This is a genomic window from Paenibacillus sp. G34, assembly GCF_056856875.1.
Genome location: NZ_CM166469.1, coordinates 3,195,246 through 3,212,371, shown reverse-complemented (window position 1 = coordinate 3,212,371; position 17,126 = coordinate 3,195,246). Strand labels below are relative to the sequence as shown.

Genomic DNA, 17,126 nt, shown 5'->3' with positions numbered 1-17,126 from the left:
CAAGGTCGGATTTCTTATATGCCCTGATCACACAGCGTCTTAATCCTTGGCTTAGTCCTATTAATCAAAATTATTATATCCTCAATTTTAAGCAATTCAATCGCTGAAACGTCTTAATTCACAAACGTTCAAGAAAGGCTCAACTCTTTCTGACAACTTCGTGAAATTAAGCACAACCACCCTTTGGGGCTATTGATTTATTGGACTCAGACGTGATAATAAGCCATCGCTATATACTGAAATTTTTGAACAATATGCTGTAATGCTAATGCTGAGAACGAATTAACTGTGTTACACTTAGTTTGTTCCACTGTCCTCTGAAAGAAAAAGTGACATAAATACGAATAAGGATACAAGGAGATGTGTCATTGAATATGTTTAAAGAGCAATTTGATCATAGATCGGAGACCGAAAGACTGGTGATACGGCCATTGCAAAATGAAGATTACGAGAACTGGCTACACGAGTTCGAGCGCCGGTCTCCTTCCCAACATAAACATGACCCTGGAAAAATGGATATGAGCGAATGTACACTGGAATGGTTTGAGCGTCTGGTAGCAAGGCATCAGGAACTTGCACGTAACGATAAAGTATATATCTTGGGGGTATTCCGAAAAGAAGACGGCACTCATCTGGGCATGATTGATATAGCCACCTTGGCGAGAGAACCTTTTCAGTGGGCAAGCTTTGGGTACACCATTCACAACCAGCACTGGAAAAAAGGGTACGGCAAAGAAGCAGTAATCGAAGTGCTCCGTTTTGCAGCCGACTCTCTGAAATTTCACCGTTTGGAGGCACATATCAACCTGGATAATGCTCCCTCGATCAAACTCGCTGAAAGTGCAGGTTTGGAATTCGAATGTATACGCAAAGGTTTTATTTATGAACATGAGGAATGGACGGATCATTTGGTTTATTTCAAGAACTTGTATTAAAGTAGGCAATTTATTTGAAAACAAATAACCTAAAAAAAGCAGCTACCATCCAAGGTAGCTGCTTTTAATTCAATATCAGATCAGAAATATCAGATCAGACCAAGTGAACTAATAAAATACGTTTACTTCACGATGTCGATTCATATCAAGGATACACTACATTTATTATTAACTCACAACTACATGTATTAATGTGACTTTTTTTGAATACAGGCCTCGAGGAATTTGTAATAACACATGGATAAATGTACTAATTATATTTCTGTCATTTTCCTGAGTCAGTTACACCCGCTGAACAACCAGTTCATTTAAGAGTTGACTTACCTGGTAGGTACCATCTTCTAACTCGGATTGTATGAATGACTCTACCTCATCCTTATCCACATCATACAACACTTCAATTTCTTTGGAGAACAGAAGATGCCCTTCTTTCATTTTGTGAGACAACGCAGCGATCTTCTTCGGCTTCGGCGCTTCACCCAGAATCTGTTGCAGTGCTTGAACGTAGGTTTCCAGAGGGCGAGCCCCAACCACTTTGATGCCTTGCTGCTCCTTGTTCACAATAATAATGGATGGGAAACCTCGTACGCCTAACCGGGCAGTCATCTCAAAGTCTTCTTCCAACAAGTCTTGTGCAGATTGCTGAGCAGCAATGTCCACGATTTCTTTTCCATTCAACCCTAGTCTATTCACAAGCTCGATCAGTACGTCATCTTCTCCAATATTTCGATTCATCGCAAACACCGCTTCTCGCGCAAGTCTCAGAAAGGCATGTTCTTTGCCCGGATGCATACGCTCTATGACTTTAAATACGCGAGACGGCGGATAGGAAGACTGGATTGGGTTCTTAAGCCATACAGAACCGTCAATCGGCATCCGTGAGTGCTCGCCTACTTCTCTCCAATGCCCTGCAACATCTGCAGGTTTCTGAATGCCGTTTGCCCCATCCGAGAACCCTTCCCAGCTTGCTAACAGACCACCCATTTTGGTCTCCACATTAAAATAATGACCGTACTCTTCTATAAATCGATTCAACACAGGTTCCAGTGCCCAGCAGTGTGAGCAAATGGGATCCGTTGCATAATAAAGGGTTATTTTTTTCTCTTCCTGCTTTAGATTAATGACTTGCATTTCTTCTTCATCAGTTACACCGCATACACCTGTTTCCAAATCACACATCATGGATTCATTACTCATCATTATCCCGCCTTTTTGATCTTATCTAATCGATTGACTTTGTGTTAGTATGATTATAATATCTACAATCTACAGAACAAGTACGATTCTTTTTCTGACTAAGTATCAAAAAGTATACTAATGGCTCAGAACAACAACTTTGGCTTGGAGGTTTTTGTGTGAAATATGATTTTAATTTTGATCAACTCTGTCCGGCGACTTATGCTTTTCAGGTCATTGGCGGCAAGTGGAATCTGCCGATTCTGGCGATTCTAAGCGAGCAAGATCACATTCGTTATAATGAGTTAAAAAGAAGGCTTCCCGGCATCACACCAACGATGTTAACGAATTGTTTAAAAGATTTGATTCAATATGGAATCGTGCATCGGGAGCAATATAACGAAATTCCGCCAAGAGTCGAATATTCACTCACACTATCTGGCAAAGAACTCGTTCCTTTAATCGAATCGATGGTGTTATGGGGTCAGAAAAATATGAATGCAACCACAGGGAAAGGCGGGACAGTATAAGCTGAATTTGTAATGGAATATCGCCATCTCTATCACATTGCAAAGTTACATTGTAGATCGATATAACATTACAGTGCGTTCGCGATTTGTCTACATTTTTGTATAGCCCATATGTAATGATCTGCGGTGTTAGCTGCAAAATAACTATATAAGTTGCTTGTTTTAACCCACTTAAAGTACTTCTTGGTCATGATCTCTTCTTCGCTATGTTGATGTATGAGTGCCATCACTCGTTCATGGCTTAGTTCTAGTCTGCGGATAGCTTGGCTCAGGGTAACCTCCTGATAGTTCGTCCATATTTGATGGTTAAGCTCATTTAGATTTCTCCATTTGTACCCCGCAGCGGGCATCGAAGGCGTATCCCCTGACATCCCTTCCCTATACCATCTTTCTAACATTGCATGCCATTCGTACAAATGCATTAAAACGTCGCGGAAGTTTTTGTCTCTGTCCACGGTATCTATAGAATGACTACGTTTGTTTCTTGGAACGGAATGAATCAACTCCAGTAACGAAACCAAGTGTTTATTGCTGTCTGCGAGCAACATTTCTTTTTCATTTGGCACAAAAATCACTCCTTTCCCCTCATCTTAGCATATCCGCCTCTTGGGTTAACAGCTCTTCTGAATTTCTCTTTTGACTATTCATGTATTAAAAAAAGGGCAGCCAGCTAAGGCTACCCTCATTAATCTAGAGACGCACGATAATAACCCTTTTACTTACTCAAACTGTTCCAGAATTGCTGGAATGCCGCCTGATCCACTTTGAAAAATACGGGAGCATGGCCGTAACGTACCATGCCTTCCTCTCCAAACAGCACAAGCTGAACCTTTGTTTTATCATCTAGAGTCAAATAGAGCATTTTACGATCTTCTTTGCCATACAGAAGTTCTTGCAGTTCAGGACTTGCTGCAACCGGAGCAGCTAAAGACAGTGCCTCAGTAAAACTGTTCAGTGATCCGTCTACCGGAAGCTGCTGAAGCTGCCCCAAGCCGTTATTCCAGCTATCAAAGCTCTCCCACTGTGCCGCAGTCACATGACCCTTCATGTTAAGCTTGCCAATGAGGTCGGATAGACCGCTGACCGATATACCATTGGTTTTATCAAAAAATTTCGCATATACTTGACCGTCTATTGTGATATAAGACATAATCCGAAAATCAGAATCGTATCCTTTCACGGTATAGATATCAACTTTACCAATCGTCGAGGAGAGCTCTTTGTAATCATCTTGACCACTTAGCTCATGAATGCCACCAGTGGTTTTGCCCAGTTTCTCACCTCGCAGCGCCAAGGCATCTGCACCTTCCACTGTTGTCGCAGATTCGGTATAGACGTTGCCATCATAAACGACCAATCCAATCATGTCTGCTTTAACATTCTGGTTATCCCCGCTCGGCACCTCAATCTTCGGAATCTCTACAGGAACTATGTTTGAATTCTCAGTCTTGATCACGGTCTGACCTTCGGAAATCGAGCCTTGGTTAACCTCTCCATTATTTAATGCAGTCTCTTTTGCTGGTGTAGTTGTTCCACCCCATTGCTGCCATACCGTCGGTGCTGCAAGTCCAATGCTGGCTGCGACCACAACACTCGCTGCGATGTACAGCGATTTACGAGGACGTTTACTGGATTTACGCTGCGCATTCACGTTCTGTTCGATTCTTTTTTTCATCTGGTCATCTGGTTTCATCTGATCCACCGCTTTCTTATATCGTTGTTTGAATTGCTGTTCGTTCATGGTTGTTCCTCCCCCTCAAGCTCCAGTTTTAATAGTTGTCTCCCCCGCTGTAACCTCATCTTTACTGCCGACTCACTAATCTCTAAAATCTTGCTAATGTCCCGTACTGCATAATCTTCGTAATAATAGAGATGAACTACCGATCTATATTTCACGGGCAGAGACAACACCATTTCAATCAAAGCCTGATCTTCAGGATTATCCATCATGACGGGTTCCACGATTCCCAGCTTGACTTCCCGTTTACGCCAGCCTTTACGGAGCAGGGATTTGCAATGATTGGTAATCACTCGGATCAACCATGCTTTTTGATGTTCCGCATCGTTAAAATCAGGCGCTTTTTCTATGAATTTAATGAACGTATCCTGAGTGGCTTCCTCTGCGTCTTCCCGTCTGCCAAGATGAATCATAGCAATCCGGAACAGCGTATCCGCGTATGTATCATAGATATTCGTGACTTCATCGCTTGGTTGGGATATGGTCTGCTGCATGGTTGTTATGCCCTCCTTTATACCTTTAACACTCTTACGGACGACATTCGGTCACATTTTGTTTTTACTTTTTTATCTTCGCTCGCAAAAAAGCATAAAAGGGCTATTTCGCTGACGACCCACCACGTAAGGTGTACGCCATTGAAATAGCCCAAACTTTAATATTCAGGTTAGCTGGAAATGCTGCACTCTAAGCTATTGAAAGTGAACTAGCTTATTTCCAGATAATCGAGGTATGCGTCCCAGGTGCCATCGTCTGCTGTTACGATCAGCTCGATCACCTGATTTCCAGTGCCATGACTGATATTATTCAGCGTATATACTGCCGGGCTGCTGCCTCCAAAATAAAACGTGCCTTTCGTCTGTCCGCCAATCTTTAGATCTACTCTGGCCATATTGGCATTGTTCGATGCACCTCGCAAAGCGAATGAATGCGTTCCGCTTGAGAAGTTATGTGTCGTCCGCACGGCATCATTATTAGCATACAGGACGACACCGTTGAACGGGGAGTTGATGTTCCCGGTATATTGTCCGCTCTTGGTCATATTTTCCGTTTCGATCCTTACCGTCGTTGCGGGTGGATTGTTGGTTGCCCCATCCGGTGCAACAGCTCGTCCGGTGGATGGAGAGATCATCCCGGCACACAGGCCCCGGTTTTTCAGATTTTGAGCAATCTGAGGAATAGCCTGAAGTGTTGTCTGGTACTGATCATGCATCAGAATAACATCTCCACTTGCCATACGATTCACCGCAGCTACTATCTGGGAGGCACTCGCCCCATTCCAATCCTGTGAATCGACATTCCACAATACTTCTCTCAACCCGTTCTGGCTAATGACCGATTTCACCGTTGCGTTGGTAGCACCATAGGGCGGTCTGAAGAGTGAAGGGGATGAACCTGTGATGGAACGAATGGTCTGCTGTGTACGTGTAATCTCAGATGCCATCTGAGAAGTATTCAGCTTCGTCATATCCGCATGCGTATAGGAATGGTTGGCAATCCACATGCCCGCTGATACCTGCGCACGAACCAAAGCCTGATTGTTTTGCGAGTTTTGTCCGGTATTAAACATCGTGGCACGAAGACCCGACTGCTTCAAGGCATTAAGGATATTGTTGGTATTGTTGGAAGGGCCGTCATCAAAAGTCAGACCTACATAACCGTTGGGACAACGGGCATCAGCTGCGGTGGCAGAAGGCAGTGGCGGAATAGCAAATAATGAACCTAAAAGAGCAACAGACATGGCAGCTTTAATGAGTTTCGATTTAAACATGAATACACCTCCAGTAAAATAGTTAACGTAATTATTATTTTGGATTAATCTAAATTCATCTGATTACAGACACCGATGCCTCCTCTCATTTACTCATAAACCCCTCTAATAAAAGCGCTTACATAACTAAGTGAATAAATAAACCTCTATCTGTCAGCATTAGTAGCGCTTGTTCGGGTTGAATCTAGTATATACGATGATTTAATAGAAGTAAATTCAATATATTACAATATATCCTATATACACATTCTCAGAATCTATCGTTTTCTCTCTATCATCTTATTCAAGCGTTATATCAAAAAAAACAAAACTCCTTGATGCAGAGTCAACATCTACGTAGATGATTAGCCCTGTATCAAGGAGACATACTTCGTTCCAATAAGGATGAGTCAGATTCATTCATGAGTTAGACATTGTTATTATCGTCAGCCACAATGAATAAACAGAACTGCCGCCCTACTACTATTTGTTAAAGGTAACCTTCTCCGAACTGCCATCCAGAATGATGGATGTATCACGCGGTTTCGTTTCCGCAATTTTGCGGCCTTCCCTGAAGGAATACAGAACCGCTGCTTGTTTGCGGACCGCTTCATATTCATTCTCGGCTTCAAGTACGATGAAGTTTGCAGGTTTACCTTCATGAACACCATAACGATCCTCAATGTGAAGTGTTTTTGCACTATTTTTCGTAATTAGGTCAATTGAATTCACTATCTGGTCATATCCAAGCAGCTGGGAGGCATGAATGCCCATGTGCAGCACTTGCATCATATTCCCCGTACCGAGCGGATACCATGGATCGAAGATATCATCATGCCCGAAGCAGACGTTCAAGCCCGCTTCCTGTAGCTCCTTCACCCGTGTTAGCCCTCTTCTCTTCGGATACGTATCGAAGCGTCCCTGCAGGTGAATATTCACCAGTGGATTGGATACAAAGTTCAGATTCGCCATCTTCAGCAGACGGAACAACTTATAGGTGTACGCATCGTTGTACGAGCCCATCGCAGTGGTGTGACTTGCGGTCGTGCGTGAGCCCAGTCCGCGTTCATACGCTTCCTTGGCAACAACTTCGATGAAACGGGATTGCTCATCATCAATTTCATCACAGTGAATATCGATGAGACGGTCGTATTTTTCAGCCAGATCAAAGGCCACTCTCATGGAATCAACGCCATACTCACGCGTAAACTCAAAGTGAGGAATGCCACCCACAACATCTACGCCCATTTTGAGTGATTCTTCCAGCAACTCGGCGCCGTTTGGATAAGAGTGAATGCCTTCCTGCGGGAAAGCAACCAGTTGAATATCAATATACGGTGCTAGTTCCTCCTTCACTTCAAGCATCGCTTTAACGGCGATCAGGCTTGGATCTGTCACATCCACATGTGTTCTCACATGCTGAATGCCTTGTGCCATCTGCCATTTCAAAGCTGTTTTGGAACGTGTTTTGACGTCCTCGTGGGTGAGAAATGCTTTTCGCTCCGACCATCGCTGGATGCCTTCAAACAACGTACCGCTCAGATTCCACTCCGGCTCCCCTGCTGTCAATGTGGTATCGAGGTGAATATGTGGTTCAATGAATGGTGGCAGCACCAGTGCTCCGCCCACATCCAGTATCTCTTCATTGGTATCCGTGGCTGACCGCTCTTGTGTGATTTGCTCAAACTTTCCGTCTCTCACGACGATATTCCAGAGGCCTTCTTTACCCCGCAATTTTGCGTTCTGTATAATCATGTGTTTTCCCCTTTTCTTTGGATGATGTCATGGACACGATAGCCATGATGGCTACATACGCCACGGCTGTGCCGATCAGCGCATTAAGTGGTGTTACTCCGGGAGCCAGCTGTGCAAATGCTACGCCGATGGCCCATGCAGCCATAGCTACCCAGTTTACTTTTTTGAAATTCATGTCGGCAAATGGTGCATACGATCTGCGTTTCACGATGAAATAGTCCGCAATGATGATGGCTCCGATCGAAGGAATCGCTGCGCCCAGCACGTTCAGGAATCCTACAAAGTTGTTGTACATCCACATTGCGAACACCGTTCCGATGATTCCGTTGATGATAACAAAAAACTTTTTCGAAATTTTCGTAATGTTGGCAAAACCAAGACCCGAAGCATATAACGCATTATCATTCGTTGTCCAGATGTTGAGACCCAGTACGATGATCGCAGGGATCAGTAATCCTTGCAGGAACATCACTTCTGATATGTCAGCCAGGTTGTACGCCATGGCGCCGACAGCCCCGAACAGAAACATAAGCGAGTTACCGAGGAAAAATGCAATCACCGTCGCCGTAACCGCCTGCCGGGACGTCCGGGAAAACCGTGCAAAGTCTGGTGTCAGCGTACCACCACTTATGAAAGAGCCAATACATATGGTCAGAGCCGCAGCCGCGGTAAGGGTCTGCGTTGGCGTGTAATCCAGCAGTCCTTGTAGACCGCCTAATGAGCCTGCTCCTTCAAACATGGAGTATCCTCCGAGAATGGCTATGGCCGGTACAGCAATATAACCAAGAATAACAAGAGATTTCATCCCGAAAATCGCTGAGGCCGTCATCGCCAGTCCAAAGATCAGGATCAACAGGTATACATTCCAGTCCATCGCCTTGGCAACCGGAATGGCAAACATCGCTACGCCGACACCGAACCATCCAACCTGTGTAAAACCAAGCAGGAATGAAGGCAGATAAGAGCCTTTTTCACCAAACGAATATTTCGCCAGCAAATGGGTGGACAATCCTGTCTTCGCAGCGATATGTGCCAGTGCTCCAGTGTAAATGCCAAGCACCAGATTTCCGGCCAGCACAATCGCCATGAATTCCATAAAAGTCAGGCTGACACCGAGTGTTCCGCCCGCCAGCATGCTCGCTGAAAAAAAAGTAAAGCCAAGCATAACGGATAACGTCTTCCAAAAATGATTACGCTGTGCTTTTGGCACCTCTTGCCATGAAAACTCTTGATCTTGTTTGCTCATCAGAATACCTCCAGATTAAAGTGTTCTGATACCATAAAAAAAGCAGAAAAAGAGGCTACTCATCACGCTTTACGCTGACAAGTAGCCTCTTTATGCATCATAACCCGCGCGAAGACACAGAACATCCCTGTGCAGGAAATGCCTGATTTTCGCGTGATTACAAAATCCGCTGCCCTTGCCAGCCTCTCTGGACTGAATTAAAGGTACCAGTATTCAATTACGTCTATTATTTTGGAAAAACGTGAAACTGTCAATGTCATTTTCATCCAAATTCATTAATATTCGAATCGCGAGAAACCGGTATTCAACTCATAATTCCAGTTGTGGCTTGGTCTCCACATCTTCCCTTGCTACGTCAAAATAGGATGTACTTTATTAAAAAAGAATGAGGCACGTAGCAGGAACAATTCGCATAAATGTAGAATATTGTCACAAGCATAATTAAATTGAGGTGTAAAATGAAAAAAATTGTAAGTTTACTTTTGTTCAGCTTATTATTTCTGCTCGCCCTGCCCAATGTGGGACAAGCTGCCACAGCCACCACACAAACTAAAATTATATTAGATGGTCAGGAGCTTGTATTGCCGTCAGATGTCGAAGTTGTCAATATGAACAAAAATGTGATGATTCCCATTCGTGTCGTTGCTGAGAATTTGAAATTTAACGTGAAATGGGATCAAAAGAGTCAGAATGTGAGCATTGAACAAAACGCAAAGGTCCTCTCTCTGAACGTTGGTAAGAAAGAAGCCAGGGTTCAGAATGAAAAAGTAACACTAAACACGGCGCCGCAATTAATCAAAAATACGGTCGTTGTTCCCCTTCGTTTTGTCAGTGAAGAAATGGGACTTTCCGTAAGCTGGAATAACAAAGAAAAAATTGTTGGTCTGACAAGCACTGAACTTCCTCCTGTCGCTGAGCCTTCGCCTGCTCCCACTGTTCCTGGCGTGGGGAATAACATCGTATGGAGCAAAGTGAATGATATCAGCTTTGCTAATCAGCAGCTGGTTGTATCTGTTGATACAGAAGTTACACCACAGATCACCCGGTTAACGAATCCGGATCGCATCGTAGTGGATCTGCCGAATACCACCTTTGGAGATATGGACTCAACCATGCTGCAAGGTACAATGGGTAAGCTTGATGTCAGCGGTATAGCTAATGTGACCGATGTTCGATACTCCCTTTTCAAAAAAGATCCGGCTCAAGTCAGAGTTGTTATCGAGTTGAATAATTTGAGCGACGTTCAGGTCAATTCTCAATATGTCAGCGGTAAACTGATTGTCGATTTGGCTCTGACCGCTACAATTGGCGTTCCAGTCAACCCTATTGGCAATGACAGTGGTAAACGTGTTGTTGTTATTGATGCCGGGCATGGTGGTAAAGACCCCGGCACAATCGGCATCTCCAATACAAAAGAGAAAGATTTCACCCTGCCACTCGCTCTCAAAGTTCAAGCGCTTCTGCTTCAGGAGTCGGATATTGAAGTGGTGATGACACGTGAAACGGATGTTTACCCAACCCGTCCAGAACGTGTGAAATTGGCTAATACGTTAAACGCGGATGTGTTTGTATCGATCCATGGAAACAGTGTGATGGCTTCACCTCAGAGCACAGGTACAGAAACGTACTACTACAAACGAAACAGCAGTAAAGCACTGGCTGATATCGTACACAGGCATCTGATTCAAGCATTAGGTTTTAAGGATCGAGGGGTTAAGAACGGCAATCTGGAAGTAATAAGAGATACAACGATGCCTGCTGTGTTACTTGAAATCGGATTTCTGAGCAATCTCGCTGAAGAACAAGCAATGCTGTCTGAAAGTGTACAGAACACAGCGGCTCAGGCCATCGTGGATGGAATCAAGGAATTTTTGCAGCAATCCTGATGAACAAGGAAGTAACGGGAAATGAATGTGAAGATAAGGATGTGCTTAGGATGAGAAAAAAGTTAAACTACGTGAGCCTGCTCTACCTCATAGCCATAATGCTCGTACTTGCTGGTTGTGGTAACAAACCTGCAACAGACCCCGGAAATGCGGAAACCGCACCCAACCCGACTCAATCTAACGGCTCTTCTCCCTCTGCACCAGAGGTGGAGAAAAAAGAGACACAGGAGATTGAAGTTGGTTATGTAGATGCTGAACTTACGCAAGTTAAAACAAAGAAAGCCACAATTGAGTTTTCGAACAGCAATGAGAAATATACACAGGCGTTTGACGTGATGCAACGTTCGGATGACCCGGAATATATTTCATTATGGAGTGACATTGGACTGGAATCACTTGATTTTCAGGACAGCGATGGCAAACTTACATTAAATATTCACATTCCGGATGAGGCGAGACTCGGTTCCGGCGGGGAACTTCTTTTCTTAGATGTGTTGAAACAAACCCTGTTCCAGTTCGAAGAGATCCAAAGTATTCAACTACTGGTGGATGGGAAAGAAACCGAGAGCCTAATGGGACATGTAGAGTTGGAACAACCAATCGTTCGTGGCATGGAATAATTGGATTATGCAGTAGTAAATGGCGTTTGACAGCACGAAGGTATGAAAAAAAGAGCAAACGAATGACGGTTACACTTGTCACGTCTTATAAGATACGAAAAGCGAAAACCATGCTATCTAATTTGAATTAGGTAGCATGGTTTTTCTACGTAGTGCACAATGCAACATCTAAGAACGCCCTGAATCAATCGGAAGCTTGCCTTTTGCCTCAAGTTGACCAAGGAGTACCTTGATAACAGCGAGCGTATTGGGCTCTTGTTTCCCATACACAGCAAGCGCTGAGCGTACATTTTGCAAATGAAGCATCTCGTACGGATTACCAAGGGACAACAACGTATAGCGCACTTGCTCTTGATTCAACTCGTTGATTAATAGCTGCATCTCATCCCAACGGAACTGACTTGCTACATTGCGGAATTGATACGATGCCAGAAGAACATAATCTGTCTTGTTTTTATTTATTGTTTGCAGCACGCTTTTGATATTGTTCGAATTCACGATAACCGTCTTCGTTTCGATGGGAATGTTACCTGCGGCTTGTATGAGCTGCCGTTCCAACTGCATAGCTTGATCTGCATCAGATGCCAGAATGGTAACACGATCACCAGCACGAATGTTCTCCGCTCTTCCACCTTCAGCCCCAGCCAGGACAGTAACGGCTCGCTCCGCGATGCTACGTTCCACCTGAAAGTGAGCATCAGAGCCAATGATGCTTTTTAACTCACTTAACTTTTGTTTCAGGGATGGCTCAGACTCAAACAGATTATATTTGGATTTCACCATCAAAATACGTTTTACCGACTCATGCACGCGCTCCTTGGAAAGTGTCCCATGATTCACGGCACGAATTAATGCTTGATGTGCAGCAGACGCATCTTGTGGCATCAGTATGATGTCTACACCCGCCGCAGCGGCACGTTCTACAGCTTCTGTCTCACCGAAATGCTCACTAATGCCCTTCATTGTAAAAGCATCGGAAATAATCAACCCTTGATAATGAAGCTCCTCCCGGAGCAAGCCGGTTAACACCTTACGAGATAATGTGGCTGGAAGCTGAACCCGTGTACCGTCCTTGCGAGAGATGACTTGCTCGTTATCAATGGCTGGAAAAGCAATATGTGCCGTCATCATCATATCTACACCTGCCGTTATTGCTGCCTTGAACGGTTTTAACTCCACTGCATCAAGTTGATCTCGTGCATGTGTGAGTACAGGCAGTCCCAGATGAGAATCAACGGATGTATCCCCATGCCCTGGAAAATGTTTCACTCCTGCAACAACACCTGATTGGCGCAGTCCCTTAATCATGGCTAGACCGAGCTGCGTCACCAGCTCCGCATTCGAGCTGAATGACCGCATGCCGATAATCGGATTATCCGGATTGCTGTTTACGTCGAGCACAGGCGCAAAATTAACCTGGATACCGAGCGCTTGTAACTCTTCTCCAGTCAGTCGTCCCGCTGCTTCTGCGAGAGTCGAATCACCTGTTGCACCAAGCGCCATCTGTCCCGGAAGATTAGTACCGCCAGGAATGCGGCGGATCACGCCTCCCTCCTGATCGATGCCAAGAAACAACGGGATGTCGCCAGCCTGGGTTTGGATCTGATGTGTGAATGTGGCAAGCTGCTGTGCATCTACAATATTTTTTTCGAAAAGAATAAGCCCGCCCACATTCTGATCTTGGATGTTAGCTTTAAGTCCTTCATTTACGGTTGTTGTTGCCTTGCCGTTCCATTGCCTGATATCGGGCATAAGCATCTGTCCCACTTGTTCGCTAAGGGTCATATAAGAGATGAGCTTATCCCAATCCTGGGCCTGAATCGCTGCTTCACGTTCAAAACGAATGACACGTGACATGAACACGGCATATTCAGCCCGGCTCACCTTCCGATCGGGTTGATACGTCCCATCTGCATACCCACCGACTAACCCGTTCGAACTCATCATTTGAATCGGCGCAGCGGCCCAGTGTTTTTCCGTATCTATCCACCGGGAAGTCCGAGTCCCTTGTTCAAGCGGATATGCGCGAGTTAAAAAAGCAGCAGTTTCGGCCCGACTGATCGGTGCATTGGGCTGAAATGAGCCATCTGGAAACCCGCCCGCTAGCCCATACTGCTCAGCGATGGCGATCTCACGGTAAAAAGGATGGGTTGTTGGCACATCCGTATATTTCAACTTTTCCACTGGTTGTTCGAGCTGATCCGGATAAAGCTCACGCACTAAGAAAGTAATGGCTTGTCCTCGGGTTACAGATGTCTGGGGCTGGAATTTGCCATTGCCATAACCTGCTACTGTACCTCGTTTTGCCATATACTGAATGCCATCTTTGGCCCATTGCGAATACTGAAGGTCAACAAATGTAGTTTCCGCATTTGCACTCCCCGTCCAGATCAGCATGGAACCGAAAGCTGCAGCCATGATAGTTTTGTAGCTTAAACGCACTGCATTTCACTCCTGTTCTTTTAACTTCATGATGGATTAGACGCGGATTCTCCTGTTTTTGTTTCTCTCACACCTCTTTCGCAATTCGCTCAAGTAGAGAGCGCTGATCATGCATGATATAATTGAATTCATATTACTATTCGTAAAGAAAACGTAAAATGTGGTTTTCGGATGAATAAGAGTTTGGAGAAGTCTGATGTTAGTGATGAATATTGTGCTTGTTATGTTTCTTCTGGGTCTTCTGCTCGGGTTTGTTGGTGCAGGTGGTTCCGGTTTTATTATCTCGATTCTGACGGTCGCATTCGGATATCCAATTCATGTTGCGCTTGGCACGGCGCTTGCAGCCATGTTTTTCTCTTCGATATCCGGTTCAATCAGTCATTACCGTGAGGGTAATGCTGTGCTCAAAACCGGTGTAATCGTTGGTCTTGCTGGAGCATCGGGAGCATGGGTCAGCTCAGGATGGTCTTCCTATATCCCTGAAGATCGGCTAGGTATGTTAACTTCCCTGATGTTATTTGCTTCAGGACTCGCTTTGTGGCTTCGATTAATTCTGGTTTCGCGTCATAGGGATCGCTCCGAGAAGCAGACGCTTATGCTGGGAGAAGGTGTTCATTACTGGGTATATGCGATACTTATCGGAGTGGTTACCGGCATGTTGTCCGGACTGTTTGGCATTGGCTCCACACCTTTTATTCAATTAGGACTAATGCTGTTGTTGAATATGCCTATGCGATATGCAGCTGGAACCACCATGCTGGTAATTATCCCTATTGCATTAGCTGGCGGGGCCGGATATATGAAAATTGGTTATCTGGACTTGCAGTTACTGCTGCTTGTTGTGATAGGTACGATGTCTGGTTCATACGTTGGAGCGAAGTTCACCAAACGAGTGCCTGCTTTCTGGCTGAAAGTGAGTATGGTTTTGACACCCATGATTGGTGCCACCATATTGTGGCTGTAATGTTCTTTAGGTTTGTGTTGTAAGTTCAAGTTCACCATAACCATGTCATAGTGTCTAGCCGAAGAAGCTCTCATTATTAAAGGCTGTACCCTGTCATCTTGATGATGTGGGTGCAGCCTTTTATAGTGATACTATTTTAGAAAAAATCAGATGACTATTAGGGTATTAAATGTTTTCCAATGATTATACGCGCTGAAGATGAGTATCTTTGAACTCTGTTTCATACTTCAAGCCAAAACCAAACATGCGATCCATGCCGATGTGAGCGATCCAGATGAAGCTGATCAGCATCAGAACTTCCATCTTCAATACATAACCCGCCGACAATAAAACCATCGGTACGATGTAATTATGCCCCACATTATAAATTAGTGCACCCAGCTTGTTGTTTGCTGCATAACCAATCATGAATACATCCGGGAAGAGAAGCAAAAGCAGAAAGAGCCACCAGGAGTAGTCATGATAAAAATAAATCGTTGTCGCTGCTGCAAGCACCAGCAAGCCCTCTAAACGAATCCATAATCTAGTCATTGAGTTTGATCTCCTTTGAATGTAATTTTTTTGATTTTCATGAACTCAATCGGCAGATTTGATACCCTTCAGCATCCACCCCATGCCCTGGGATACTTGTTCATAAGAGAGCGGATCTGCTGATAGCAATACAGGGGATTGTAACGTTAATCCGTCAAACACCGCTTGAATCAAAGCCGTGAAGGTCTCCTTTTCGGATTCGTCCAGCGGCAACTCCATGCGATCAATTATTAATCGAATACCTGATTTCATCTCCTGGTACAGTTTCATTAACTCCAGGGCCAGCTTCTTGTTGTTCACACTTTCCGTCCACAAACTGATCAACAGTGTGAACCACTCAGGATTTGTGCTCCGAAACGCAACGACATGCCTTAAGGCCTGCTGGAGCAACTCTGCTGGAGGTGCTGTCATATCCAGTTGTTGAAGCGCTTCCTGCATGCCCCGATTAATCATCCATTCCCGCACAACTTCCACCAGAAGCGTTTCTTTCGTATTAAAATGGTATCCGATCAGCCCTTGAGCGACGCCGGCTTTAGCTGCAATTTCTTTCATCGTAGCTTTTGTATAACCCACCTGACCGAACAGCGTAAACGCCGCTTGCAAAATCGCATTTCTACGTTCGTCTTGGTTCGCTGCTTGTTGTTTAGACATTGTATTTTCACTCCAATACTGTTTGGTTGAACAGTCAATTTATACTCCTATAATAAAACTGTTTGCTCGAACAGTCAATACATAAATTGAAAGAGATTTACTTTAGGCGTTGTTTCCAATTCGTAATGATGCAATAATATAAAGTACTAAATGTATTATTTTAGGAGGTTCTTTATGTTAAACAGTGTTGGCATTCCCGGTTTAATTACTCTATTGGCTCTCTTCATATTTATCATTTGGCTGGTACGAAGAATCCTAAGTAAATTATAGACTTAACACTTGTTCTGTTTTACATTTATAAACATGTGAAATTAATATCAGAGCGCTGTCACTTAGACGACGCTCTGATAAAAAAACGATATCTTTATCATTACGTGTGAGTTATCGTGCAGCACGTTATGATTTCACCTTGAAAATCTTAATATCTACACCGCCCTCCGCCGGATAACCCTCACCAATAAGTGCATCCACGTTGAGATTGGATAGAGCCTGACTGTTGGTTATAATTCGAGGCGAGGTGCGAAACAGCCTTTCGCCTTTCAATTCCCCGATATATCCATTGTTTTCGATGTAAATCTCACAATCTTGCCCCGTATAATCTTGTCCCTGTAACATATACCTGGCCGACAAGCTGTGACGTCCTCCCGCTTTTCCAATAATTTGTGTATCGACGCCTCCCTCATGAACAGAGCCTTCAAAACAGGTTCCGGTGACATGCCCTGTAAATGTAATCATCACTACCGAGTCTCCATCCGTATTTTTTAGTTGGATTGAATTTTCAATCTTAACGTGTACGGTAAATAACTCTTCCAACTCTAGCTTCATCATCAAACATAGTCATCCTCTCCGTCTATTATTTCGTATTTCTATCCAACTATTGATCCTTTACTTCACTTCGTCAGTGA

General features: G+C 44.3%; 16 protein-coding genes. 5 read left to right on the top strand and 11 right to left on the bottom strand.

Annotation, left to right across the window (positions count from 1 at the left end; translation table 11 throughout):
* Nucleotides 1-374 precede the first annotated feature (374 nt).
* The gene (locus tag AC1VYS_RS14505) at nucleotides 375-935 is read left to right on the top strand and encodes a GNAT family N-acetyltransferase (RefSeq protein ID WP_482914998.1); all 561 of its coding nucleotides are present in this window, start codon (nucleotides 375-377) and stop codon (nucleotides 933-935) included.
* A gap of 282 nt (nucleotides 936-1,217) precedes the next feature.
* Here AC1VYS_RS14505 and AC1VYS_RS14500 read toward each other — a convergent pair whose 3' ends face one another.
* On the bottom strand, nucleotides 1,218-2,132 hold the full coding sequence (locus AC1VYS_RS14500; protein ID WP_482914854.1) for a DsbA family oxidoreductase: 915 nt from the start codon (nucleotides 2,130-2,132) through the stop codon (nucleotides 1,218-1,220).
* A 158-nt stretch (nucleotides 2,133-2,290) separates the two neighbouring features.
* Between AC1VYS_RS14500 and AC1VYS_RS14495 the strand changes: the two genes are divergently transcribed.
* Complete coding sequence (locus AC1VYS_RS14495) at nucleotides 2,291-2,641, top strand: winged helix-turn-helix transcriptional regulator (RefSeq protein WP_482914853.1); 351 nt, start codon at nucleotides 2,291-2,293, stop codon at nucleotides 2,639-2,641.
* Between the two features lie 68 nt (nucleotides 2,642-2,709).
* Here AC1VYS_RS14495 and AC1VYS_RS14490 read toward each other — a convergent pair whose 3' ends face one another.
* The 6 genes from AC1VYS_RS14490 to codB all read right to left on the bottom strand — a co-directional run bounded on the left by AC1VYS_RS14490 (nucleotide 2,710) and on the right by codB (nucleotide 9,127).
* Nucleotides 2,710-3,207 (bottom strand): ClbS/DfsB family four-helix bundle protein, encoded by a 498-nt coding sequence (locus AC1VYS_RS14490; protein WP_482914852.1) that lies wholly within the window; start codon nucleotides 3,205-3,207, stop codon nucleotides 2,710-2,712.
* 149 nt (nucleotides 3,208-3,356) lie between these two features.
* The gene (locus AC1VYS_RS14485) at nucleotides 3,357-4,382 is read right to left on the bottom strand and encodes a hypothetical protein (RefSeq protein WP_482914851.1); all 1,026 of its coding nucleotides are present in this window, start codon (nucleotides 4,380-4,382) and stop codon (nucleotides 3,357-3,359) included.
* Complete coding sequence (locus AC1VYS_RS14480) at nucleotides 4,379-4,873, bottom strand: RNA polymerase sigma factor (RefSeq protein ID WP_482914850.1); 495 nt, start codon at nucleotides 4,871-4,873, stop codon at nucleotides 4,379-4,381. The genes AC1VYS_RS14485 and AC1VYS_RS14480 overlap by 4 nt, the downstream gene beginning before the upstream one ends.
* A 209-nt stretch (nucleotides 4,874-5,082) precedes the next feature.
* Nucleotides 5,083-6,147: a polysaccharide deacetylase family protein gene (locus tag AC1VYS_RS14475; protein ID WP_482914849.1), complete on the bottom strand. Its 1,065-nt coding sequence runs from the start codon at nucleotides 6,145-6,147 to the stop codon at nucleotides 5,083-5,085.
* Between the two features lie 462 nt (nucleotides 6,148-6,609).
* Entirely contained in the window at nucleotides 6,610-7,881 is a 1,272-nt protein-coding gene (locus AC1VYS_RS14470; RefSeq protein WP_482914848.1) for a cytosine deaminase, read from the bottom strand.
* Entirely contained in the window at nucleotides 7,850-9,127 is a 1,278-nt protein-coding gene (gene codB / locus AC1VYS_RS14465) for a cytosine permease (RefSeq protein WP_482914847.1), read from the bottom strand. The genes AC1VYS_RS14470 and codB overlap by 32 nt, the downstream gene beginning before the upstream one ends.
* A 458-nt stretch (nucleotides 9,128-9,585) precedes the next feature.
* Between codB and AC1VYS_RS14460 the strand changes: the two genes are divergently transcribed.
* Entirely contained in the window at nucleotides 9,586-11,013 is a 1,428-nt protein-coding gene (locus AC1VYS_RS14460; protein WP_482914846.1) for an N-acetylmuramoyl-L-alanine amidase family protein, read from the top strand.
* Nucleotides 11,014-11,063: 50 nt separating this feature from the next.
* Nucleotides 11,064-11,633, top strand: coding sequence for a GerMN domain-containing protein (locus AC1VYS_RS14455; RefSeq protein WP_482914845.1), 570 nt, complete (start codon nucleotides 11,064-11,066; stop codon nucleotides 11,631-11,633).
* 168 nt (nucleotides 11,634-11,801) lie between these two features.
* Here the strand turns inward: AC1VYS_RS14455 and nagZ are convergent, their stop codons facing one another.
* Entirely contained in the window at nucleotides 11,802-14,075 is a 2,274-nt protein-coding gene (gene nagZ, locus AC1VYS_RS14450) for a beta-N-acetylhexosaminidase (protein ID WP_482934533.1), read from the bottom strand.
* A 196-nt stretch (nucleotides 14,076-14,271) separates the two neighbouring features.
* Here nagZ and AC1VYS_RS14445 point away from each other — a divergent pair, with 196 nt between their 5' ends.
* Nucleotides 14,272-15,039 carry a sulfite exporter TauE/SafE family protein gene (locus tag AC1VYS_RS14445; protein ID WP_482914843.1) on the top strand — a complete coding sequence of 256 codons (768 nt, stop codon included), beginning with the start codon at nucleotides 14,272-14,274 and terminating at the stop codon, nucleotides 15,037-15,039.
* A gap of 183 nt (nucleotides 15,040-15,222) precedes the next feature.
* Here the strand turns inward: AC1VYS_RS14445 and AC1VYS_RS14440 are convergent, their stop codons facing one another.
* From AC1VYS_RS14440 to AC1VYS_RS14430, 3 genes are all read right to left on the bottom strand, one after another.
* Nucleotides 15,223-15,570, bottom strand: a complete 348-nt coding sequence (locus AC1VYS_RS14440; protein ID WP_482914842.1) for a DUF4260 domain-containing protein — start codon at nucleotides 15,568-15,570, stop codon at nucleotides 15,223-15,225.
* Nucleotides 15,571-15,615: 45 nt separating this feature from the next.
* Nucleotides 15,616-16,221, bottom strand: a complete 606-nt coding sequence (locus AC1VYS_RS14435; protein ID WP_482914841.1) for a TetR/AcrR family transcriptional regulator — start codon at nucleotides 16,219-16,221, stop codon at nucleotides 15,616-15,618.
* A 396-nt stretch (nucleotides 16,222-16,617) separates the two neighbouring features.
* Nucleotides 16,618-17,049 (bottom strand): DUF3237 family protein, encoded by a 432-nt coding sequence (locus tag AC1VYS_RS14430; RefSeq protein WP_482914840.1) that lies wholly within the window; start codon nucleotides 17,047-17,049, stop codon nucleotides 16,618-16,620.
* Nucleotides 17,050-17,126: the final 77 nt, after the last annotated feature.

What these genes read in the sequence shown, in the direction of transcription:
- AC1VYS_RS14505 (WP_482914998.1), top strand. Translation starts at nt 375, where the DNA reads ATGTTTAAAGAGCAATTTGATCATAGATCGGAGACCGAAAGACTGGTG.
- AC1VYS_RS14500 (WP_482914854.1), bottom strand. Translation starts at nt 2,132, where the DNA reads ATGAGTAATGAATCCATGATGTGTGATTTGGAAACAGGTGTATGCGGT.
- AC1VYS_RS14485 (WP_482914851.1), bottom strand. Translation starts at nt 4,382, where the DNA reads ATGAACGAACAGCAATTCAAACAACGATATAAGAAAGCGGTGGATCAG.
- AC1VYS_RS14480 (WP_482914850.1), bottom strand. Translation starts at nt 4,873, where the DNA reads ATGCAGCAGACCATATCCCAACCAAGCGATGAAGTCACGAATATCTAT.
- AC1VYS_RS14475 (WP_482914849.1), bottom strand. Translation starts at nt 6,147, where the DNA reads ATGTTTAAATCGAAACTCATTAAAGCTGCCATGTCTGTTGCTCTTTTA.
- AC1VYS_RS14470 (WP_482914848.1), bottom strand. Translation starts at nt 7,881, where the DNA reads ATGATTATACAGAACGCAAAATTGCGGGGTAAAGAAGGCCTCTGGAAT.
- codB (WP_482914847.1), bottom strand. Translation starts at nt 9,127, where the DNA reads ATGAGCAAACAAGATCAAGAGTTTTCATGGCAAGAGGTGCCAAAAGCA.
- AC1VYS_RS14460 (WP_482914846.1), top strand. Translation starts at nt 9,586, where the DNA reads ATGAAAAAAATTGTAAGTTTACTTTTGTTCAGCTTATTATTTCTGCTC.
- AC1VYS_RS14455 (WP_482914845.1), top strand. Translation starts at nt 11,064, where the DNA reads ATGAGAAAAAAGTTAAACTACGTGAGCCTGCTCTACCTCATAGCCATA.
- AC1VYS_RS14445 (WP_482914843.1), top strand. Translation starts at nt 14,272, where the DNA reads ATGTTAGTGATGAATATTGTGCTTGTTATGTTTCTTCTGGGTCTTCTG.
- AC1VYS_RS14440 (WP_482914842.1), bottom strand. Translation starts at nt 15,570, where the DNA reads ATGACTAGATTATGGATTCGTTTAGAGGGCTTGCTGGTGCTTGCAGCA.
- AC1VYS_RS14435 (WP_482914841.1), bottom strand. Translation starts at nt 16,221, where the DNA reads ATGTCTAAACAACAAGCAGCGAACCAAGACGAACGTAGAAATGCGATT.
- AC1VYS_RS14430 (WP_482914840.1), bottom strand. Translation starts at nt 17,049, where the DNA reads ATGATGAAGCTAGAGTTGGAAGAGTTATTTACCGTACACGTTAAGATT.